The organism is Amorphus suaedae (assembly GCF_053629675.1).
Map to the genome: position 1 here is coordinate 488,207 of NZ_JBRJIT010000001.1, position 19,095 is coordinate 507,301.

Consider the following 19,095-nt stretch of genomic DNA (forward strand, 5'->3'; position numbering starts at 1 on the left):
GTCACTCCAATGCGAAGTTCGATCGGTTGGCGCGCGCCGTTCGGCGCGGGGCTCAGAAGAACTCGAGGCTCACCCGGAACATCTGTTCCACCTGGCGCACCTGCTCGGCGAGCGCGAAGATCACCACCCGGTCGTGGGCCTGGATCTGCGTGTCGCCCTGCGGGGTGATCGCCTGCTTGCGCCGGTAGATCGCACCGATGCGGATGCCCTCGGGCAGGTTCAGGTCCCTGAGCGGCTTGCCCACCAGGGAAGAGGTTTCGAGCGCCTCGGCCTCGATCACCTCCGCCGCTCCGTTCTGCAAGGAATGGACCGAGCGGATGCGGCCCCTGCGCACATGCCGCAGCACCCGCGAGATCGTCACCGCCCGCGGGTTCACGTAGGCGTCGATCCCGAGCGCGTGGGCGAAGGCCGGATAGCTCGCGTTGTTGATCAGGCTGAGGTTGCGCTTGCAGCCCAGCGTCTTCGCCATCACGCCGGCGATGATGTTGGCCTGGTCGTCGTTGGTGACGGCGACGAGCACGTCGGCGTCCTGGATGTCGGCCTCCAGCAGGATCTCCTGGTCCAGCGAGGAGCCGTGGAGGATCACCGTGCGGCGCAGCTCGTCGGCGATCTCGACGGCGCGGGCCCTGGACTGCTCGATGATCTTCACCTTCACGTTCGGCTTGCGCCGTTCCAGCTCGCGGGCGACGTACGCGCCGATGTGGCCGCCGCCGGCGATCACCACCCGCTTCGCCTCCGGCTCGTCGTGGCCGAAGATGCCGAGCGTCCGGCGTACCTGGTCGAGCTTGGCGACCACGTAGACCAGATCGCCCACGACGATGGTGTCGTCGCTCTGGGGCACGAACAGGCGGCCATTGCGGAAGACGCCGGTGACGACGGCGCCGAGGTCCGGGAACAGCTCGGTGAGCTGGCGCAGCGGTGTGTCGATGACCGGGCAGTCCTCGCTGCACAGGATACCCACCACGAACACCGAGCCGTCGGCGAACATCACCGTCTCCACCGCCCCCGGCAGCGACAGCCGCCGCAGCACCGTCTCGCCGACCTCGATCTCCGGCGAGATGATCACGTCGATGGGCAGGTGGTCGCGGGCGAACAGGTCCTGGTAATGCGGCTGCAGGTAGCTCTGGGCGCGGATGCGGGCGATCTTGGTGGGCACGTTGAACAGCGTGTGCGCCACCTGGCAGGCAACCATGTTGACCTCGTCGGCCTGGGTCACCGCGATCAGCATGTCGGCATCCTCGGCGCCGGCCTGGGCCAGCACGTCCGGATGCGAGCCGTAGCCCACCACCCCGCGCACATCGAGCGTGTCGCGGATGATGTTGATGAGCCGCGGCGACGTGTCGATCACCGACACGTCGTTTTCTTCCTGGGCGAGCTTCTCGGCGATACCGAAGCCGACCTGCCCGGCACCACAAATCACGATGCGCATTCGTCCTCGCTCGCGCGTCCCGCCGTGCCCACGGCCCTGGATCCCGCGCCCACTGTCAGCCCACAGGTCTGCTGTCGACGCATGTCGCCGACCTCACTCACGCGATGCCTAGCGACTTCAGCTTGCGATGCAAGGCGGAGCGTTCCATTCCGACGAACTCCGCGGTGCGCGAGATGTTGCCGCCGAAGCGGTTGATCTGTGCCTTCAGGTAGTCGCGCTCGAAGATCTCGCGGGCGTCCCGGAGCGGCAGGGCCATGAAATGCTCGCCCCCTGGCCCCGACGACAGCGGCGGCACCAGCGCGCCCACCTCCGACGGCAGCAGGTCGGCGGAGATCGGCTCGTCGATGTCCTGGTCGCGGGTCAGGATCAACAGCCGCTCAACGTTGTTCTTGAGCTGGCGGATGTTCCCCGGCCAGTCGTGCGCCTGCAGCACCGCCATCGCGTCGTCGCCGATGATGCGCATCGGCAGGCCCGAGGCCGTGGTGATCTGCCGCATGAAATGGTCGACCAGCAGCGGGATGTCCTCGCGGCGCTCGGCCAGCGACGGGACCCGGATCGGCACGACGCTCAGGCGGTGGAACAGGTCTTCGCGGACGCGCCCGTCCTCGATCTCCGACTGCAGGTCGCGGGCGCTCGAGGAGATGATGCGGACGTCGACGTGCACCCGGGTGGAGCCGCCGACGCGGGTGAACGTCTGATCCACCAGCACCCGCAGGATCCGCCCCTGGGTCTCCAGCGGCATGTCGGCGATCTCGTCCAGGTAGAGCGTGCCGCCGTGGGCCTCCTCAAGCGCGCCGACGGCGCGCGGGCCGCCGTTCGACGACTCGGTGCCGAACAGCGCTTCCTCGACCCGCTCGGGCGTGATGGTCGCGGCGTTGACGATGACGAACGGCCCGTCGGCGCGCTGCGACGACATGTGGATCGACCGCGCAACCAGCTCCTTGCCCGATCCCGAGGGCCCCGACAGCAGCGTCCGGCTGTTGGTGGGCGCCACCCGGCCGATGGTGGCGCGCAGCGAGCTCATGGCCGCCGACTGCCCGATCAGCTCGCCCGCCTCGCCGGCGCGCGCCTTCAGGTCGGCGACCTCGCGGCGCAGCTTGGAGGCCTCCAGCGCGCGCTCGGCGGCCAGGATCAGCCGGTCGGCCTTCAGCGGCTTCTCGATGTAGTCGTAGGCGCCGCGCTTGATGGCGGACACCGCCGTCTCGATGTTGCCGTGGCCGGAAATAATCACCACCGGCAGGCTCGGATGCTGCTCCTTCACCTGGTCCAGCAGCGCCAGCCCGTCGAGCCGGCTGCCCTGCAGCCAGATGTCGAGGAACAGCAGGCTGGGCTTGCGCGTCGCGATCTCCTCCAGGGCCTCGTCGGAGTGCGCGGCGGTGCGAGCGGAGAAGCCCTCATCCTCCAGGATACCGGCGATCAGATCGCGGATGTCCCTTTCGTCGTCGACGATCAGAATATCGGTGGCCATGAATTCCTAACCCGCAGCTGTGGGTGAAGACGGTGAAGCTTGAATGGCAGGCAGGCCGTCGTCGGACGGCCCCGCCGCGGCGAGGATCAGCCGCACGCATGCGCCGCGCTGATCGTGGCCCACGGCCCGGGCGTCGAGCAGCTCGACGCGGCCGCCGTGGTCCTCGGCGATCTTTCCGACAATTGCGAGGCCGAGGCCGGTGCCCTTCTCGCGCGTCGTCATGTACGGCTCCAGCAGCCGCTGGCGGCCTTCCTGCGGAAGGCCGATGCCGTTGTCGACGATCTCGACGATGTGGTTGCCGTTCTCGGTGCGGATCGTCACGTCGATGTGTCCCGGCGTGGCGGCCCGCTCCTCCTCGCTCACCTGCTCGATCGATTCGGCGGCGTTCTTCACCAGGTTGGAGATCGCCTGGACGATCAGCCGGTGGTCGAAGCGGCCGATGACCTTTTCCTCCGGGAAGTGGGTGTCCACTTTCACGCCCGGGTGGCCGACGCTCTGCAGGAAGACGCCCTCGCGCACCGCATCGGTGAGGTTGCGTTCCTCGATGACCGGCTTAGGCATCCGCGCGAACGACGAGAACTCGTTGACCATGCGGCCGATGTCGCCGACCTGGCGGATGATGGTGTCGACGCACTGGTCGAACACCTCCCGGTCGTCCTCGATGCGCTTGCCGTAGCGGCGCTTCAGGCGTTCCGCCGAGAGCTGGATCGGCGTCAGCGGGTTCTTGATCTCGTGGGCGATGCGGCGCGCCACGTCGGCCCAGGCGGAGGTGCGCTGGGCGGACACCAGATCGGTGATGTCGTCGAACGTCACCACCCACCCTTGCCGGCGGGCATCCGCCCGGTCGACGGTGATGCGCACCGCCACGATCCGTTCCTTGCCGTCGCGGTTGAGCGTGATCTGGCCCTGCCGCGCCCGGAACCCGAGGCGCGGCCCGGTGTCCATCAGGCCGGCGAGCTCGGGCACGCAGTCCCTGAGCGGCTGGCCGGCCAGGTCCTCCTCGCGCACGCCGAGGATCTCGAGCGCCGAGCGGTTCGCGAGCGACAGCGTGCCGTCGGGCTCGATGCCCAGCACGCCCACCGTCACGCCGGCGAGAACCGCCTCGGTGAAGCGGCGCCGCTGGTCGATCTGCTCGTTGGCGGACAAAAGCTCCTCGCGCTGCGAGCGCAGCTGCGTCGTCATCGTGTTGAAGGTCTCGCCGAGATGGGCGAGATCGCCGTCGTGGGGATTGATCGGCACCTCGGTGGACAGGTTGCCGTGCGAGACGGAATCGGCGGCGTCGATCAGCCTCCGGATCGGCGCGACGAGCCGGTTGGAGAACCCGAATCCGAGCCACAGCGCCGAGACGAGCAGCACCAGCGTCACGCCGGCATAGACCAGCGCGAAGGCCACCTGCATGCCGAGCCGGCTGTCGTCGAGCGATTTGTATTCCTCGGCGTTCTCCTGGCTGAGCCGCAGGTAGGCGAGCACCCGCGGGTCCATCGGGCGCGCGATGTAGAGGTAGAGGTCGTCGTAGGCCTTCAGGCGGAGGATGCCGCCCACCTGGTTGGCGTCGCCCGGCGCGATCATCACCGGACTGCCGTCCTCGGCGCGCTTCAGCGCCGGTTCCGGCGGCATGGCGATCTCGAGGTCGGGATTGACGACGGCGCTGGTGATCACGTTGCCGTCGGCCGACAGCAGGAACGCCTTGGGCAAGAGCCGCAGCGACGTCTGGGTCTGCAGGTAGCTGTCGAACCGCGCCGGCTCGTGGTCGTAGAGCGGCCGCGCGCGGTCGATGTCCAGGGCCATGGCGATCAGGTCGCCACGCAGCACGCGGGCGTGTTCCTCCACGTAGGCGTCCGCGACGGCGACCGAATTGTCGACGATCGCCCGGGTGCGCTCCTCGAACCAGCGGTCGAGGCCGCGGTTCAGCGTGATCACCGCCACCACGGCGACGAGCGCCGCCGGCAGCACGGCCATCAGCGAGAACAGCGCCAGGATGCGGACATGCAGCCGGGACCCGGCCCGGCCTTCCCGCCGCGCGAGCCACAGGCTGCGGATCTCCCACGCCACCCCGAACAGCAGGATCGTGACCAGCGCGCCGTTGATCATCAGCGCGAGGTGCACCACTCGCTTGGTGGGGGCGATCGGCGTCAGGCCCGTCAGGACCAGGAAGGTCACGGTGACGGAAAGCAGCGCGAGCCCGACGATCCACAGCCCGAGGATACGCACCCAGCGGTTCCGGTCCGACCCGTTCCCGCCGATGGGCTGTGTGATGAAGATGTCGTTCGAGGTCATGAAACCGAAAAGCTTGGGGCCGAGTCACCGCGGTGAACGTTACCGATAAACAACAATGTTGCCGAAATGAGACGGAGAGGTCGAGACGCGCCTGATACGGGCTCGAAACGCGCCCTAGCCGCGCCGGGCGTGGATCCCGCTGTCGGCGACCGGTTCCTCGTCCTTGCCGCTCTCCCAGCCCAACTGGACCGGCAGGGTTTCGTCGTCGGCGGGCGGCACGGGTTGGCCGGCCAGCCGCAGCGTGCGCTCCAGCAGCTGCTCGTAGATCGGCCGGCCGCCGAGCAGCTCCGCCACGATGTTGGAGACCACGCAGGTGACGAAGACGGGCAGGAGCAGGTCGAACGACCCGGTCAGCTCCAGCACCAGCACGATGCCCACCATCGGCGCGCGAATGGTCGAGGTGAACAGGCCGCCCATCGCGGCGATCGCGAACGCGACGGGCAGTCCCTCGGCGTGCGGCAGCACGAGCGCCATCGCGGCGCCGAGCGCCAGTCCGGCCGAGGTGGCGAGCGTCAGGATCGGCGCGAAGATGCCGCCCGGCGCGCCGACCGAGTAGCTCGCCATGGTGGACCCGAGCCGCAGCACCACCAGCATGCAGAGGCCCAGCACGGTCCAGTGCTCGGCCACCAGCGTCAGGATGAGCCGTTCCCCGCCCTGGGCCGCCCCGGGATAGACGATCAGCAGCGCGCCGATGACGAGGCCCCAGAGCGCCGGGAAGACGTAGGGATTGGTGTGTCTGCCGATGCTCTGGACCGCGTCGAGCGACCACAGGAGCAGGCGATTGAAGCCGACACCGAACAGGCCCAGAACCGCGCCGAGCACGACGAACGCGATCAGGTACTGCGGCGCCACCGCGAGCCCCATGATCGGCAGGTCGGGGCCGACGCCGGCGATCTCCTCGGTCACGAGGGTCGCGAACCCCGCCGCGATGGCGACGCCCATGTAGGTGCGGAACGTGTAGGGAAACTGCTTGCGGGTTTCCTCGATGACGAACAGGACGGCGGCGAGCGGCGCGTTGAAGGCCGCCGCCAGGCCGGCCGCCGCGCCGGCGGCAAGAAGGCCCTTCCGTTCGATCTTGCCGGGGCGGGCGTATTCCGACAGCGCCGCCGCGATGCTGGCGCCCATGTGGATGGTCGGCCCTTCCCGGCCGACGACGAGGCCGCTGCCGATCGACAGCAGCCCGCCGAAGAACTTCACCGGCAGGATCCGGCGCCAGCGCACCGGCCGCAGGTCCTCCAGCGCCCCCTCGATCTCCTGGACGCCCGAACCGCCGGCCTCGGGGGCGAAGCGCCGCACCAGGTAGACCGCGCCCACCACCATCGCGCAGCTGGAGAGCGCCGTCAGCACGATCGCCGTCGGCGTGCCGAATCGTCCGGCGGACGTCGCGTGCCAGGTGAGGATGGCATCGGCGACCAGGTGGAAGACCGTGCCGACGAAGCCGGTGAGCAGGCCGACGGCCATCGCCAGGACGTAGAACCACGCATCCGATACGCGCGATGGCGATCCTGGCTTGTTCACTGACGCCCCTGCCCCTTGCCTGCGGCCCTGCCGAACCGCGCTCCGCGCGCCGGCGACCCGGAGCGCGAGTACCGCGCTAGCGCGAGACGTCTTTGCGATCAAGCCGATGGTGTCGCAAACCGCGGGCCAGGACGCCACCCGTCATGCTTGCAACGACAGGTGTTCGCGCGATAGCAGTGCAGACCCGGCGCTGTCGGGTCGCTCCCGCCGAGCCTCGGCGCGCCCGGTTATCGCCCCGCGCGCATCTGCATCCCTTGCGTGGTCCGATGTCACCGTTTGTTCGCGTCTTCCTTCCGTTTTCGGCGGGCTATCTGGTCAGCTACCTCGTTCGCGTCATCAACGCGGTGGCGGGCGAGCCGATCAGCGTCGAGTTCGGCCTCACCCCCGGCGAGCTCGGGCTTCTGACCAGCCTCTATTTCTTCGCGTTCGCGCTGGCGCAGCTTCCCTTCGGCGTGCTCATCGACAAGTTCGGACCGCGGCGCGTCCAGGCGGCACTGATGCTGATGGCCGGTGCCGGCTGCCTGCTGTTTGCCCATGCGTCGTCCTTCGCCGAACTCAGCATCGCACGCCTGATCATCGGCCTCGGCACCGCGACCTGCCTGACGGCGTCCTTCACCGCCTACCGGCTGTGGTTCCCGGCAGACCGGATTCCGATGATCAACGGCCTGCACATGGCGGCCGGCTCGATCGGCGCGTTCTTCGGCGGCACGCCCACCGAGGCGCTGGTGCAGGCGCTCGGCTGGCGCGGGGTGTTCGACGTGATCGCTGCCGCGACGGTGCTGGCTTCCTTCGCCACCATGCTCATGGTGCCGCGCCGCGACATGCACGGCACGGCCCCGCCGATGGGCCTGCTGCTCCGCGAACTGCGCGACATCCTCACGGCCAGGGCCTTCTGGCGCCTCTGCCCGATCTCCAGCATGGTCCAGGGCGTGCTGCTGTCGGTCGGCAGCCTGTGGGCCGGCCCGTGGCTCCGCGACGCCGCCGGCGTGTCCGCGACTGGCGCTGCCGCCTGGCTGTCGGTCATCGCCATTGCGCTGATGGCCGGCTTCGTCGGGTTCGGCTGGGTGGTCCAGCAGGCCGCCCGCGGCGGACGCTCCTCCGAGCGCGTGATGATCGCCGGCACCCTCGCCTTCTTCGTCGTGCAGTTCCTGATGATCGTGCTGCCGCCGCAGACGGCCGCGCCCCTGTGGCTGCTCTACGCCATGACCGGCACCGTCGGCGTGTCGTGCTTCGCGGTGCTCGCTCCGGCGTTCTCGCGCCGCGCCTCGGGCCGGGTGAACACGGCGCTCAATTTCTTCGTGTTCGTGGTGGCGTTCCTGATCCAGTGGCTGTTCGGCGAGTTCCTCGACTTCTTCCCCGCCGAGGGCGGCGGCGCCACGGCGCAGGGCTACCAGATCGGGTTCGCGATCCTGCTGGCCCTCCAGGTGCTGGCGCTGGTGCCGCTGCTCCTCACCCGGCCGCCGGTGCCGGTTGAGGACTGACGCCCGAAAGCAGGCCGAGCGTGTCGACCTGCCGTTTCTGAGAAACGCCATTAATACAGCGACTTGACCGGGAACGTTCACGTCCTGGCCCGCGGCCAGGACGTGAACTCTAGGCCGGGCGTCCGCCCAGCAGGTCGCCAAGGGTCAGCCCGATCACCTTCATCGCCTTGCGGAAATCGTCGAGGTTGAGGGATTCGTCGGCGGCGTGGCTGTCGTTGTCGCCGGTCACCTGGGCGCTGGCGCCGTAGAGCACCGTCGGAATGCCGGCGGCCGCGTAGTGGCGGGCGCTGGTGTAGACCGGCGCGCCGGTGACCGCGACATCCCGCCCGAGCACCTCCGACGCATGGCGCCGCAGTGGATCGACCAGCCGCTCGATGCCCTCGACGGGGTGCATGGCGCCGGCCAGCATGATGCGACGGCATTCCACCTCGATGCCGTCGTGCTCGCCGGCCGCCGTATGGACGAGCTCGGTGAGCTGCGCCTCGACCTCCTCCGGATTTTCCTCGGGGATCAGCCGGCGGTCCACCTTCATCACCACCCGGTCCGGGACGACGTTGGTGTGGATGCCGCCGGCGATGGTGCCGACCGTCAGCTTGGCCGAGCCGATGCCGTCTTCCCTGCTCACCACGCTGGCGAGCCGCGCCCGCTCCTGGTAGAGCGCCACCAGGATCGGTGTCGCCGCCTCCAGGGCGTCGTGGCCGGCCTCGGGCACCGCCGCGTGAGCGGATCGGCCCCGGACCAGGATCTCCATGTGCAGGCAGCCGTTGTGGGCCGTGGTGACGGCGCCGACGAAGCCGGCGCAGATCGCATAGTCGGGCGTCGACAGGCCCTGGCCGATCAGCCACTGCGGGCCGATGAAGCCGCCGGTCGCCTCGTCGAAGGAGATGTGCAGCTCCACGGTGCCGTTGGCGTCGCGGCTCTCCTCGGAGGCCGCGAACGCCTGCAGTGCGAAGGCGTAGGTGGCGAGGTCACCCTTGGCGTCGTTGGTGCCACGCCCGTAGATCGCGCCGCCCTGGATGTTGGCGGCGTAGGGGTCGCTGTTCCACCCCTCGCCCGGCGGCACCACGTCGCCGTGGCTGGAGAGCGCGATCGTCGGTCCGGTCCCGTCGCCGAACGTCTTGCGGACCAGGAGGTTCGTCGCGCTCCGCATCCCGAACTGGCGGGCGAACGGATCGGGCACCGGATGGACCTCGACCGTGAACCCGAGCTCCTCGTAGAGCCCGGCGATCGTGTCGGCCGCCTCGGCGCAGTCGCCGGGCGGGTTTTCGGATGGCACCTTGATCAGCGCCTGCAGGAACGCCACAGCCTCGGCGAACCGACTGTCCACCTCCGTTTCGATCATCGTTTTCGCCTCATGGGATCAGCACCGTCGTGCCGGTGGTCTTCCGGTTCTCCAGATCGGTCTGGGCGCGGCCCGCCTCCTTCAGCGGATATTCCTGGTTGATCCGGATCTTCACCGCGCCGGAGGCGACCACGTCGAACAGGTCGGCCGCCGTTTCCTCCAGTTCCGAGCGCTCCGCCACATAGTGGAACAGCGTCGGCCGGGTGGTGAAGATGCCGCCCTTCTGGTTGAGGATCTGCAGGTCGAAGTTCTTGATCGGGCCGGACGACTGCCCGAACGGGACCCACATGCCCAGCCGCCGGATGCAGTCGAGCGAGGCCGGATAGGTGTCCTGGCCGACCGAATCGTAGACCACGTCGACGCCCTTGCCGCCGGTGATCTCCTTCACCCGCTCGACGAAGTTCTCGGTCCGCGAGTTGATCACGTGGTCGTAACCGTGCGCCTTGGCGAGCTCGATCTTGTCGGGCGAGCCCGCCGTACCGATCACGGTGGCGCCCAGATGCTTGGCCCACTGGCCGGCGATCAGGCCGACGCCGCCCGCCGCCGCGTGGAACAGGATGGTGGTGCCGGGCGTCACGTTGAAGGTCCGACGCAGCAGGTAGCGCGCCGTCATGCCCTTCAGCATCATGCCGGCCGCGGTCTTGTCGTCGATCCCGTCGGGCACCTTCACCAGCCGGTCCGCCTCGATCAGCCGCGCCTCGCCGTAGCCGCCCAGCGTTCCGGCGTAGGCCACGCGGTCGCCCGGCGCGACGGTGTCGACGCCCTCGCCCACCGCCTCGACGACGCCGGCGCCCTCGTTGCCGGGGATGAACGGCAGCGACGGCGCCTTGTAGAGGCCGGTGCGGAAGTAGGTGTCGATGTAGTTGAGCCCGACCGCGGTGTGGCGGACCCGCGCCTCGCCGGGCCCCGGCTCGCCCACCTCGATCTCTTCCCAGCTGAGGACCTCCGGTCCCCCGGTCTTGTGGACGACGATGGCGTGGGTCATTGCGGCTCCCTTCGTGGTTCTGGCGGGCCGGGCGGCCGGCGGAAGATGGTTCCCACCGGCCGCGCCGGCCCGATGATGGTCAGGCGGGCGGCAGGCTCAGTGGCCCGCGTCCGCTCCCGTCCGCGCGATATGCCTGTTCCGCCGCGCGATGTTGAACATCTCCACCAGGGCCGAGAACGCCATGGCGAAGTAGATGTAGCCGCGCGGGATGTGGAATCCGAGCCCGTCGGCGATCAGCGCCACGCCGATCAGCAGCAGGAAGGACAGCGCCAGCATCTTGGTGGTCGGGTGCCGCTTGATGAAGTCGGCGACCGGCCCCGACGCGACGAACATGATGCCGATGGAGATGACCACGGCGGCGATCATCACCTCCACGTGCTGGGCCATGCCCACGGCGGTGACGATCGAATCGACCGAGAACACCAGGTCGATGACCAGGATCTGGGCGATCACCGACCAGAACGCCGGCGGCGCGGGCTTTTCGCCGAGGCCGTGCTCGTCGCCCTCGATGCCGGCGTGGATTTCCAGCGTGCCCTTCACCAGCAGGAACGCGCCGCCGGCCAGCAGGATGATGTCGCGCCAGGAGAACGCCTCGCCGAACAGCGTGAACAGCGTCGCCGTCAGCCCGATGATCCAGGAGATCACAAGCAGGAGCAGGATCCGCATGATCAGCGCCAGGGCCAGGCCGATCTTGCGGGCGCGGTCCGACTGCGACTGCGGCAGCCTCGACACCAGCACGGAGATGAACACGATGTTGTCGATGCCGAGCACGATCTCCATCACGGTCAGCGTGACAAGGCTCGCCCAGATCTGCGGGTCAGAGATCCATTCCATCAATCATTCCCCGATCGGGTCACGCGGCGCGCCGTCGTGCCCTGGACATGCGTTTCAAGGTCCCCGCCAGTCCAGCCGGCAGAGCTCGGCGGACCGTCCGGCGAAGTTCCAGTTCCGGCCGAACGCCCGCATCTTGCTGCGGTCGGCCTTGCATACCGTGATGTCCGGCGCAATCCAGTACTGGCTGTTGGAAATGACCACGGCCTCGCCTGGTTCCTTGCCGGCGACCGGTGTCAGCGCCCCTTCCACGTAATTCTCGATGGTTACCCGGCGCGTCTCGCCGTCGAGGCCGTAGGAAATCGGCGCGCGGTGGACGCCGAGAAAGCGGCCGACGAGGATCGACAGCAGCGCCGTGGTCCCGCCCGCCTTGCCGGTGAAGATCCGCGTCAGCGCCTTGGTCTGGTAGACCGACGCGCGGTCGTCGACGATCAGCCCGGCGGTCCAGTTGCCGCGGCTCATCAGGCCGGGAATCTCCATGATCAGCCCGACCTTCACGCCGGAGAGGTCGACGTCGCCGAAGTGTCCGTCGTCGATGCGCACCGCCGCCCAGGTCTGGCAGTAGCCCTCCGTCGGCGGATGCTGCCCGAGCGACAGCACGCACGGGCAGAACACCGTGCAGTTGCACGACAGAACCAGCTCCCCCTTCAGCTCCCACGGTTCGTTGGCCATTGGTCCGTTTCCCCGATGTGTCTTGTTCTTATGCCAGTCCCATCAGCCGGCGACCCGGCTCCGACACGGCGAGCAGCAGCAGTCCCCAGCCGACCAGGCCGACGCCGATCGACCAGGTCAGCCCCCGCCCCGACGTCGTCTTCTCCGCCACCATCAGCACCGTCAGCACCGCCATCCACACGACGTTCATCACGCCGACGGCGAACATCACCACCATCAGCGCCCAGCAGCAGCCGAGGCAGAACAGCCCCTCCTCTAGCCCGAGCCGGTACATGCCGTGCGCCGAGGTCCGCCAGCGCGTGAACAGGATCGAGAACGGCGCGCGGCAGCGCACCAGGCACGCATATTTCGCGGAGGTGAACTGGTAGACACCGGCGGCGATCAGCGTCGTGCCGGCGAGCGCCGGCGCCAGCGGCGTCATCGACGGCGACAGCGTCCCCAGCCAGACGAGCGCCAGCTGCGCGGCCGTCGCCAGCACCGCGAACGCCAGCCAGACGCTGACGTATCCGCCGGCCAGCACGAACACCGAGGGAACGCGCATCTTCTTGCGCGCGGCCTCGGCCGCGATGTCGGAATAGGTGGTGAACATCGGCACCGCCGACGGCAGCATCATCGCGAACACCATCGCCGCCCACATGGCGAACGTCACCGCCGCGGCGGCCGGGTCGATGCCGGTGGCGAGCGTCGCCGGGGTGCACAGCGCCAGCAGAAAGGTCGGGATCGTCGGGCCCGATCCGAGCGCCGTCAGGTTCATGCCCGGCCCGAGCGCCCCGCGCGCCGCGTCCGGTACCGACAGCACGACGGTTGCGAGATAGGCCCAGCCCAGCAGCACCGCGACCGCCGTCGCCGCGTAGACCAGCGTGCGGCTGCGGGTGAGCGGGTGTCGCGCCGGCGACGGATCGCTGGCCGCCGGGCCGTCGTCGCCGGAGGGAATGGGGTGATGAAGCGGCTGCCGGGTCGGCATGGGCGGCGCGGGGTCCGGGAAGGGCAAGGCGCTCACGAAAGCAGCGAACGCATCGCCGAACAAGTGCTTCGGCCCTTGGCACTCGCGCCGGGACCGCCACATGGATATTAGCATCGCAGCAACGGTCACGGCGAGAGACGATCCGGAGACGCCCCATGGACGAGCACGATACCAGCACGCACCACGAGATCGTCGTGGTCGGCGCCGGCCCGGCCGGGCTCACGGCGGCGCTTCTCCTGAAGGCGCAGGGCTTCGACGTCGCGCTGGTGGGCCCCCGGCACGCCGGCGATCCGCGCACCACCGCCCTGCTCACCGGGTCGGTCAACGTGCTCGACGCGGCCGGCGCATGGGATGCCGCGGCGCCCCACGCCGCCCCCATGCGCGCCATGCGAATCGTCGACGCGACCAACCGGCTGATCCGCGCGCCGGAGGTGACGTTCGAGGCCGGCGAGATCGGCCTGGAGGCGTTCGGCTACAACATCGCCAACAACGCGCTGAACGACAGCCTGGGCGCCGCCGCCGAGGCCGCCGGCCTTCCCTGGATCCAGGCGCCGGTCACCGATGTCGTCCACGGGGGCGAGAAGATCACGCTGGTGTCCGGCGAGCGGACCTTCACCGCCCGGCTGGCGGTTGCGGCCGACGGCGCGCATTCGTTCCTGCGGGAAGCCGCCGACATCGGGGTGCGCACCTGGGACTATCCCCAGCACGCCTTCGTCACGACCTTCGGCCACAGCGGCCCCCATCACGATACCTCGACGGAATTCCACACGCCGTCCGGCCCGTTCACCGTGGTGCCGCTCGAGGCCCGCCGGTCGAGCCTCGTCTGGGTGGAGCGCGCCGAGGAGGTCGCCCGCATCGAGACCCTGTCCGACCGCGAGCTGTCCCGCGAGATCGAGCGGCGCAGCCACCGGCTGCTCGGCGCCGTGACCGTCGAGGCCTCGCGGGGATCCATCCCCCTCGGCGGCATGGTCGCCCGCAAGCTCGCCGCCCGGCGGACCGTTCTGATCGCCGAGGCCGGCCACCGCTTCCCGCCGATCGGCGCCCAGGGCCTCAATCTCGGCTTCCGCGACATCGCAGGGCTGGTGGAGGTGCTGGTCGCCGCACGCCGGTCCGCCGCCGACCTCGGCGGCGCCGGCACGCTCACCGCCTACGAGAAGAGCCGCAAGCCCGACATCGAGAGCCGAACGCTGGCCGTCGATCTCCTGAACCGGTCGCTGCTGAGCGGGTTCCTGCCGGCCTCCGCCGCGCGCGGGCTCGGACTCTACGCCGCCACCCGCTTCGGCCCGCTCCGGCGCTTCATGATGCGCGAGGGCCTGACGCCCAGCCTCGGCGCGCCGCGCCTCAGCCGCGGCCTGCCGCTGGCGTGAGACGGGTCTAGAACAGCGCCTTCGGAAGCAGGTCGTGGGTGACGAGGTAGAGGAGCGCCGTCACCGTCACCACCGAGGCGACCGTGCCGATCAGCACCGCGCTCGACGCCCGCTCGACATAGACCTGGTACTGGCTCGCCAGCACGAAGCAGTTGGTCGCTGGCGGCAGCCCCGCCATCAGCACGGCCGTGGCGATCCACAGCGGATCGATTCCGCCCACCCAGCTCAGCACCAGGAAGATCAGCACCGGGTGCAGCACCAGCTTGATGGCCAGCAGCAGCGGCAGTTCGCCGGGCACCCGCCGGATCGACCGGCTCGACACCGTCACGCCGATGGCAAACAGCGCGCACGGGGCCGCCGCGCCGCGCAGCATCGAGAGCAGCCGGTCCAGCGCCTCAGGCGGCTCGAAGTCGATCGCCGCCGCGGCGATGCCGGCGATCGTCGCGACGATGAACGGGTGGGTGAGGATGCGCCGCGCGATGATGAGCCCGGTGCGCCACGCGCTCTCGTGCTCCCGGCTCCCCACCGACATCAGGATCGGCACGAGCACGAACAGCAGAGCGCTGTCGAAGCAGAAGATCAGCGCGGTGGGCACGGTGGCGAGCGGTCCGAGCGCCGCCAGCGTCAGGCCCGGCCCCAGGTAGCCGATGTTGGAGTAGGAGCCGACCAGGCCCTGGATCGCCGCCACCCGCACGTCGCCCCGGGTCCTCAGGTAGCCGACCAGGAACGCCAGCGCGAACATCACCGCCGTCACGGCCGTGGTGGAGATGATGAAGCCCCAGCTTCCCATCTGTTCGATGGGCGTTTCCGCCAGAAGCTGGAAAAACAGCGCCGGAAGCGCCAGGTAGATCACGAAGAAATTGAGCCAGGAGAGCCCGTCCGTCGACAGGTCCATCAGCTTCCCCGCGCCGTACCCCAGGAAGATCAGGCCGAAGAACGGAAAGGCGAGCGAGATGACGTGGTTCATGCGGATCGCACCGCCCGCGGGCGCGTCGCGACGATCGACGGCATCGGCGCTGCCGGGACCATCGGGGCGATCGTGAGAGAGACCGGACGCGCTTTCATTTCCCGCACCAACTCGTTGGAATAAAGGGCATTCCCGCCTCTCGATCGATTCGGGGAAGCCGCGCGGCGATCCGGTGGGGCCGGCAGGCCCCATCAAAGGTCAAAGCGGCGCCTGCGTCAAAGCCCATGGACAGGCGGGGCGTAACCGCCCTACCCGTCCTTGCCTGTGCCAGGCTGCCCGCTCCGCACCTCCGCGGTCTCGGGCGGCGATCGTCAAGTGTCCGGACCCGTGAAGTGACCACGTCTGCCTTCTATCCCGGCCCGTTCGGCCCGCTGCGCATGCGGCTGGAATATCTCGGCCTCAGGGCGGGGCTTGCCCCCGTGCGCGCGCTGCCGCTCGACACCGCCTCGGCGGTCAGCGGCCGGCTGTGGCGCACCTTTGCCCCCCACATGCGCCGGCACGCCCGGGTCCGCGAACATCTCGCCTTCGCCTTCCCGGAGCTCAGCGCCGACGCCCGCGAGCGGATCGCGGTGGCGAGCTGGGAAAACCTCGGACGCGTCGTCGCCGAAAGCGCCCACGTCGACGCATTGGTCGCAGATCCCTCACGCTTCGAGCTTCCGACCGATGTCGAGCGCTACCGCCGCCTGGCGCGCACCGGCTGCGTGTTCGTCTCGCTCCACCTCGGCAACTGGGAGGTCGCCGCGCTGCCGGCGCTCGGCCGGAACGTCTCGGTCGCCGGCACCTACCAGGCGATCCAGAACCCGCTGGTCGACCGCTACATCCGAAGCCTGCGGGAGCCGATCTACAGGGGCGGCCTTTTTCCGAAGGGCCACGCCACCGCCCGCAAGCTCGTTTCCATCGTGAAATCAGGCGGTTCGGTCGGGTTCCTGGCAGACCTTCGGGAGCGGCGCGGCATCAAGGTCGTGTTCTTCGACCGGCCGGCCTACGCCAACCCGTTTCCGGCCAGCCTCGCCCGCCTCGCCGACCTGCCCATCGTCGCCGGCTGCATGGTCCGCACCGAGGGCGCCCGCTTCCGCCTGCATCTCACCACCATCGAGCAGACCCGCACCGACGATCGGGCGCACGACGTGCTGCAGACGACCCAGACCATCCACGACACCTTCGAGCACTGGATCCGCGCCCACCCCGACCAGTGGATGTGGTCCCACCGCAAATGGGCGCTGCGGCCCGAGGACGAGGCCCGAGCCTGACCTGCACGCCGGGCTGGGGGAACCCGCCCGCCGGCTGCCACCGGGGCTTGTTTTGCGTCGCAGCATCGGCATGATCCAGGAGAAGCGCCCGGCGCAGACCGGCGTCTGATGGAGGAGCCGTTGAAGACACCCCGCGCCTTTTTCGAGCCACTCGCCGTCGGTGCGCCCGCGCCCTTCCGCACGCTTCCGGTGTGCCTGGAGCGGATGATCCACTTCGTGCCGCCGCACATCGAGAAGGTGCGCGCCAAGGTGCCGGAGCTCGCCGGCAAGGTCGACGTGGTGCTCGGCAATCTGGAAGACGCCATTCCGGCCGACCAGAAGCTCGCGGCGCGCCAGGGCTTCATCGAGATGGCGAAGGCGACCGATTTCGGCGCCACCGGCCTCTGGACCCGCATCAACAGCTACGACAGCCCGTGGATGCTGGACGACGTGCTGGAGATCGTTCCGGCCATCGGCAACAAGCTCGACGTCATCATGGTGCCCAAGGTCAACGGCCCGTGGGACATCCACTACCTCGACCAGCTGCTGGCCCAGCTTGAGGCCCGGCACGGGATCGAGAGGCCGATCCTGCTGCACGCCATCCTGGAGACGGCCGAAGGCGTCGAGAACGTCGCCGCCATCGCCCAGGCGAGCCCGCGGATGCATGGCATGAGCCTGGGGCCGGCCGATCTCGCCGCCTCGCGCCGCATGAAGACCACGCGCGTCGGCGGCGGCCATCCGGGTTACCGCGTGCTGGCCGATCCGACCGCCGACGGCGGCGCACGGTCGAGCTACCAGCAGGACCTCTGGCACTACACCATCGGCCGGATGGTCGATGCCTGCGTCACCGCCGGCATCAAGCCGTTCTACGGCCCGTTCGGCGACTTCCAGGACCCCGATGCCTGCGAGGCCCAGTTCCAGAACGCCTTCCTGATGGGCTGCGTCGGCGCCTGGTCGCTGCACCCGAGTCAGATCGACATCGCCAAGCGGGTGTTCAGCCCGGATCCCGACGAGGTCGCCTTCGCCCGCCGCATCCTGGAGGCGATGCCGGACGGCAGCGGCGCGGTGATGCTCGACGGCAAGATGCAGGACGACGCCACCTGGAAGCAGGCCAAGGTCATCGTCGATCTGGCGAAGGCGGTGGCCGCCCGCGACCCGGATCTTGCTGCCGCCTACGGGGTGTAGGTCTTTAACCGGCGATCTATATTATTGCAGTGCGTCTGGGGATTCGTTAGGAGGGGCTGCTCGAGGATTTGGGGATGATAGACAAGGTGCGGACTGCAAAATTCCAGATAGGCCAGATCGTTTGTCACCGCATCTATCCGTTCCGCGGCGTCATCTTCGATGTGGACCCGACGTTCGCGAACACGGAAGAGTGGTGGCTCGCCATCCCGGAAGATGTGCGCCCGTCCAAGGACCAGCCCTACTATCACCTATTCGCCGAGAACGCCGAGACGGAGTACGTGGCCTACGTTTCCGAGCAGAACCTGCTTCCCGACGAGTCCGAGGAGCCGATCCGGCACCCCCAGGTGGCCGAGATGTTCGGCGGCCGCGAGGACGGGGTCTATCAGTCCCGCGAAATCCGCCGCCACTAGGCCAGCCTCGAGCGACGCCGCCGGATGATGCTGGCGGGTTCTCCCGCCCTGCGCGTTCCGCATGGGCCGTCACGGTACCGCCGGTGGGCGCTCAGCGCTCACGGCAGGAGCCTCAAATACCCCCGATAAACCGCTGATCTGAAACGCGAAACGGCGCCGCTATGGGCGCCGTGCGTGGGTCTGTGTCGTCATGCTCAAACGAAAAAAGCGCAGCCTTTCGGGCTGCGCTTTCTCCGATTTCGTCGGCGCTGGCAGGATCAGTTGCTGCCTTCGGCCGCCTTGCTGGCCTTCTTCTGCTCGTCGATGAGCCGCTGGCGGGCCTCCTGGGCCTTCCGGTTCAGCTCGTCCTGCAGCTGCTCCTGCTGCTGGCGCAGGGCCTGCGGGTCGAGGGCTGCGCCGTCGTAGGCCGAGGTGAAGCCCTTCAGGGTCACGTCGAAGTTCACCGGCTTCGCCTGCTGGTTCAGCGTGGTGAGCTTCAGCGTGCCGCCCGCCTTCAGCTGCGTCACGAACGCCGCGTCCACCACCATTTCGGCGTAGCAGGCGTTCGGGAAGCAGATCGAGTAGCGCGCCTGCGCCTGCTTGCCGCCGTCGATCTGCACGCGCAGACCCGGCTGGATCAGCATGCCGACCGGCACGGCGGACAGCAGCACCTTGCGCTCCTCGCCGGAGATCTCGCGGATCGCCACCGAAGCCAGGAACTGGCCGGAGTCGGTCCGGATCTCCTGGGTGATCAGGCAGACTTCCTTGTTCGTGTTCGGGTCGGTGTTGCACACCTTGACCCAGGCGTTGTCGGTCTGCTCGGTCTGCGCCTGGACCGGGGAGATGGCGCTCGCGACGGCGATCGCCCCGGCCACCAACAGGCCGGTTCGCGCCGGAGCCTTCATCATCATCTTGCGCTCAGCCATTTGAACTCCATCCGGGTTAGTACTGGCCGCCTCTCGGCGATGCCGAGCACGGGTCCGAAGCCATC

General features: G+C 69.0%; 16 protein-coding genes. 5 read left to right on the forward strand and 11 right to left on the reverse strand.

The annotated features are described in order from the left end of the window. Positions 1–52 precede the first annotated feature (52 nt). The 4 genes from trkA to clcA form a co-directional block, all read right to left on the reverse strand. Entirely contained in the window at positions 53–1,429 is a 1,377-nt protein-coding gene (gene trkA / locus AB7M35_RS02225) for a Trk system potassium transporter TrkA (protein ID WP_453956892.1), read from the reverse strand. A gap of 97 nt (positions 1,430–1,526) precedes the next feature. Then, complete coding sequence (gene ntrX, locus AB7M35_RS02230; protein WP_453956894.1) at positions 1,527–2,897, reverse strand: nitrogen assimilation response regulator NtrX; 1,371 nt, start codon at positions 2,895–2,897, stop codon at positions 1,527–1,529. Positions 2,898–2,903: 6 nt separating this feature from the next. Further along, positions 2,904–5,174: an ATP-binding protein gene (locus tag AB7M35_RS02235; protein WP_453956896.1), complete on the reverse strand. Its 2,271-nt coding sequence runs from the start codon at positions 5,172–5,174 to the stop codon at positions 2,904–2,906. A 114-nt stretch (positions 5,175–5,288) separates the two neighbouring features. Further along, a complete protein-coding gene (gene clcA, locus AB7M35_RS02240; protein ID WP_453956898.1) occupies positions 5,289–6,692 on the reverse strand; it encodes a H(+)/Cl(-) exchange transporter ClcA in 1,404 nt (467 codons plus the stop codon). 266 nt (positions 6,693–6,958) lie between these two features. On the opposite strand from clcA, the gene AB7M35_RS02245 reads away from it, so the two are divergent. Beyond that, a complete protein-coding gene (locus AB7M35_RS02245) occupies positions 6,959–8,173 on the forward strand; it encodes an MFS transporter (protein WP_453956900.1) in 1,215 nt (404 codons plus the stop codon). 109 nt (positions 8,174–8,282) lie between these two features. Here the strand turns inward: AB7M35_RS02245 and AB7M35_RS02250 are convergent, their stop codons facing one another. From AB7M35_RS02250 to AB7M35_RS02270, 5 genes are all read right to left on the reverse strand, one after another. Continuing rightward, positions 8,283–9,515: a M20/M25/M40 family metallo-hydrolase gene (locus AB7M35_RS02250; protein ID WP_453956902.1), complete on the reverse strand. Its 1,233-nt coding sequence runs from the start codon at positions 9,513–9,515 to the stop codon at positions 8,283–8,285. A gap of 10 nt (positions 9,516–9,525) precedes the next feature. Then, positions 9,526–10,500, reverse strand: a complete 975-nt coding sequence (locus AB7M35_RS02255; protein ID WP_453956903.1) for a quinone oxidoreductase family protein — start codon at positions 10,498–10,500, stop codon at positions 9,526–9,528. 96 nt (positions 10,501–10,596) lie between these two features. Beyond that, positions 10,597–11,334 carry a TerC family protein gene (locus AB7M35_RS02260; RefSeq protein ID WP_453956905.1) on the reverse strand — a complete coding sequence of 246 codons (738 nt, stop codon included), beginning with the start codon at positions 11,332–11,334 and terminating at the stop codon, positions 10,597–10,599. A 54-nt stretch (positions 11,335–11,388) separates the two neighbouring features. After that, positions 11,389–12,003, reverse strand: coding sequence for a DUF1326 domain-containing protein (locus tag AB7M35_RS02265; RefSeq protein ID WP_453956907.1), 615 nt, complete (start codon positions 12,001–12,003; stop codon positions 11,389–11,391). A gap of 28 nt (positions 12,004–12,031) precedes the next feature. Then, the gene (locus AB7M35_RS02270) at positions 12,032–12,967 is read right to left on the reverse strand and encodes a DUF2182 domain-containing protein (protein WP_453956909.1); all 936 of its coding nucleotides are present in this window, start codon (positions 12,965–12,967) and stop codon (positions 12,032–12,034) included. 155 nt (positions 12,968–13,122) lie between these two features. On the opposite strand from AB7M35_RS02270, the gene AB7M35_RS02275 reads away from it, so the two are divergent. Continuing rightward, positions 13,123–14,334, forward strand: a complete 1,212-nt coding sequence (locus AB7M35_RS02275; protein WP_453956911.1) for a UbiH/UbiF family hydroxylase — start codon at positions 13,123–13,125, stop codon at positions 14,332–14,334. Positions 14,335–14,341: 7 nt separating this feature from the next. Here the strand turns inward: AB7M35_RS02275 and AB7M35_RS02280 are convergent, their stop codons facing one another. Beyond that, a complete protein-coding gene (locus AB7M35_RS02280) occupies positions 14,342–15,301 on the reverse strand; it encodes an AEC family transporter (RefSeq protein WP_453956913.1) in 960 nt (319 codons plus the stop codon). 332 nt (positions 15,302–15,633) lie between these two features. On the opposite strand from AB7M35_RS02280, the gene AB7M35_RS02285 reads away from it, so the two are divergent. The 3 genes from AB7M35_RS02285 (at position 15,634) to hspQ (ending at position 18,125) form a co-directional block, all read left to right on the forward strand. Beyond that, entirely contained in the window at positions 15,634–16,551 is a 918-nt protein-coding gene (locus AB7M35_RS02285) for a lysophospholipid acyltransferase family protein (RefSeq protein WP_453956915.1), read from the forward strand. A gap of 120 nt (positions 16,552–16,671) precedes the next feature. Next, positions 16,672–17,715 (forward strand): HpcH/HpaI aldolase/citrate lyase family protein, encoded by a 1,044-nt coding sequence (locus AB7M35_RS02290; protein WP_453956917.1) that lies wholly within the window; start codon positions 16,672–16,674, stop codon positions 17,713–17,715. A gap of 74 nt (positions 17,716–17,789) precedes the next feature. Next, positions 17,790–18,125, forward strand: a complete 336-nt coding sequence (hspQ, locus tag AB7M35_RS02295; RefSeq protein ID WP_453956919.1) for a heat shock protein HspQ — start codon at positions 17,790–17,792, stop codon at positions 18,123–18,125. A gap of 257 nt (positions 18,126–18,382) precedes the next feature. Here the strand turns inward: hspQ and AB7M35_RS02300 are convergent, their stop codons facing one another. Further along, a complete protein-coding gene (locus tag AB7M35_RS02300) occupies positions 18,383–19,030 on the reverse strand; it encodes an invasion associated locus B family protein (protein WP_453956921.1) in 648 nt (215 codons plus the stop codon). Positions 19,031–19,095 lie beyond the last annotated feature (65 nt).

Coding starts and splice junctions, on each gene's coding strand:
- trkA (WP_453956892.1), bottom strand. CDS start 1,429: ATGCGCATCGTGATTTGTGGTGCCGGGCAGGTCGGCTTCGGTATCGCC.
- ntrX (WP_453956894.1), bottom strand. CDS start 2,897: ATGGCCACCGATATTCTGATCGTCGACGACGAAAGGGACATCCGCGAT.
- AB7M35_RS02235 (WP_453956896.1), bottom strand. CDS start 5,174: ATGACCTCGAACGACATCTTCATCACACAGCCCATCGGCGGGAACGGG.
- AB7M35_RS02245 (WP_453956900.1), top strand. CDS start 6,959: ATGTCACCGTTTGTTCGCGTCTTCCTTCCGTTTTCGGCGGGCTATCTG.
- AB7M35_RS02250 (WP_453956902.1), bottom strand. CDS start 9,515: ATGATCGAAACGGAGGTGGACAGTCGGTTCGCCGAGGCTGTGGCGTTC.
- AB7M35_RS02255 (WP_453956903.1), bottom strand. CDS start 10,500: ATGACCCACGCCATCGTCGTCCACAAGACCGGGGGACCGGAGGTCCTC.
- AB7M35_RS02260 (WP_453956905.1), bottom strand. CDS start 11,334: ATGGAATGGATCTCTGACCCGCAGATCTGGGCGAGCCTTGTCACGCTG.
- AB7M35_RS02265 (WP_453956907.1), bottom strand. CDS start 12,003: ATGGCCAACGAACCGTGGGAGCTGAAGGGGGAGCTGGTTCTGTCGTGC.
- AB7M35_RS02270 (WP_453956909.1), bottom strand. CDS start 12,967: ATGCCGACCCGGCAGCCGCTTCATCACCCCATTCCCTCCGGCGACGAC.
- AB7M35_RS02275 (WP_453956911.1), top strand. CDS start 13,123: ATGGACGAGCACGATACCAGCACGCACCACGAGATCGTCGTGGTCGGC.
- AB7M35_RS02280 (WP_453956913.1), bottom strand. CDS start 15,301: ATGAACCACGTCATCTCGCTCGCCTTTCCGTTCTTCGGCCTGATCTTC.
- hspQ (WP_453956919.1), top strand. CDS start 17,790: ATGATAGACAAGGTGCGGACTGCAAAATTCCAGATAGGCCAGATCGTT.
- AB7M35_RS02300 (WP_453956921.1), bottom strand. CDS start 19,030: ATGGCTGAGCGCAAGATGATGATGAAGGCTCCGGCGCGAACCGGCCTG.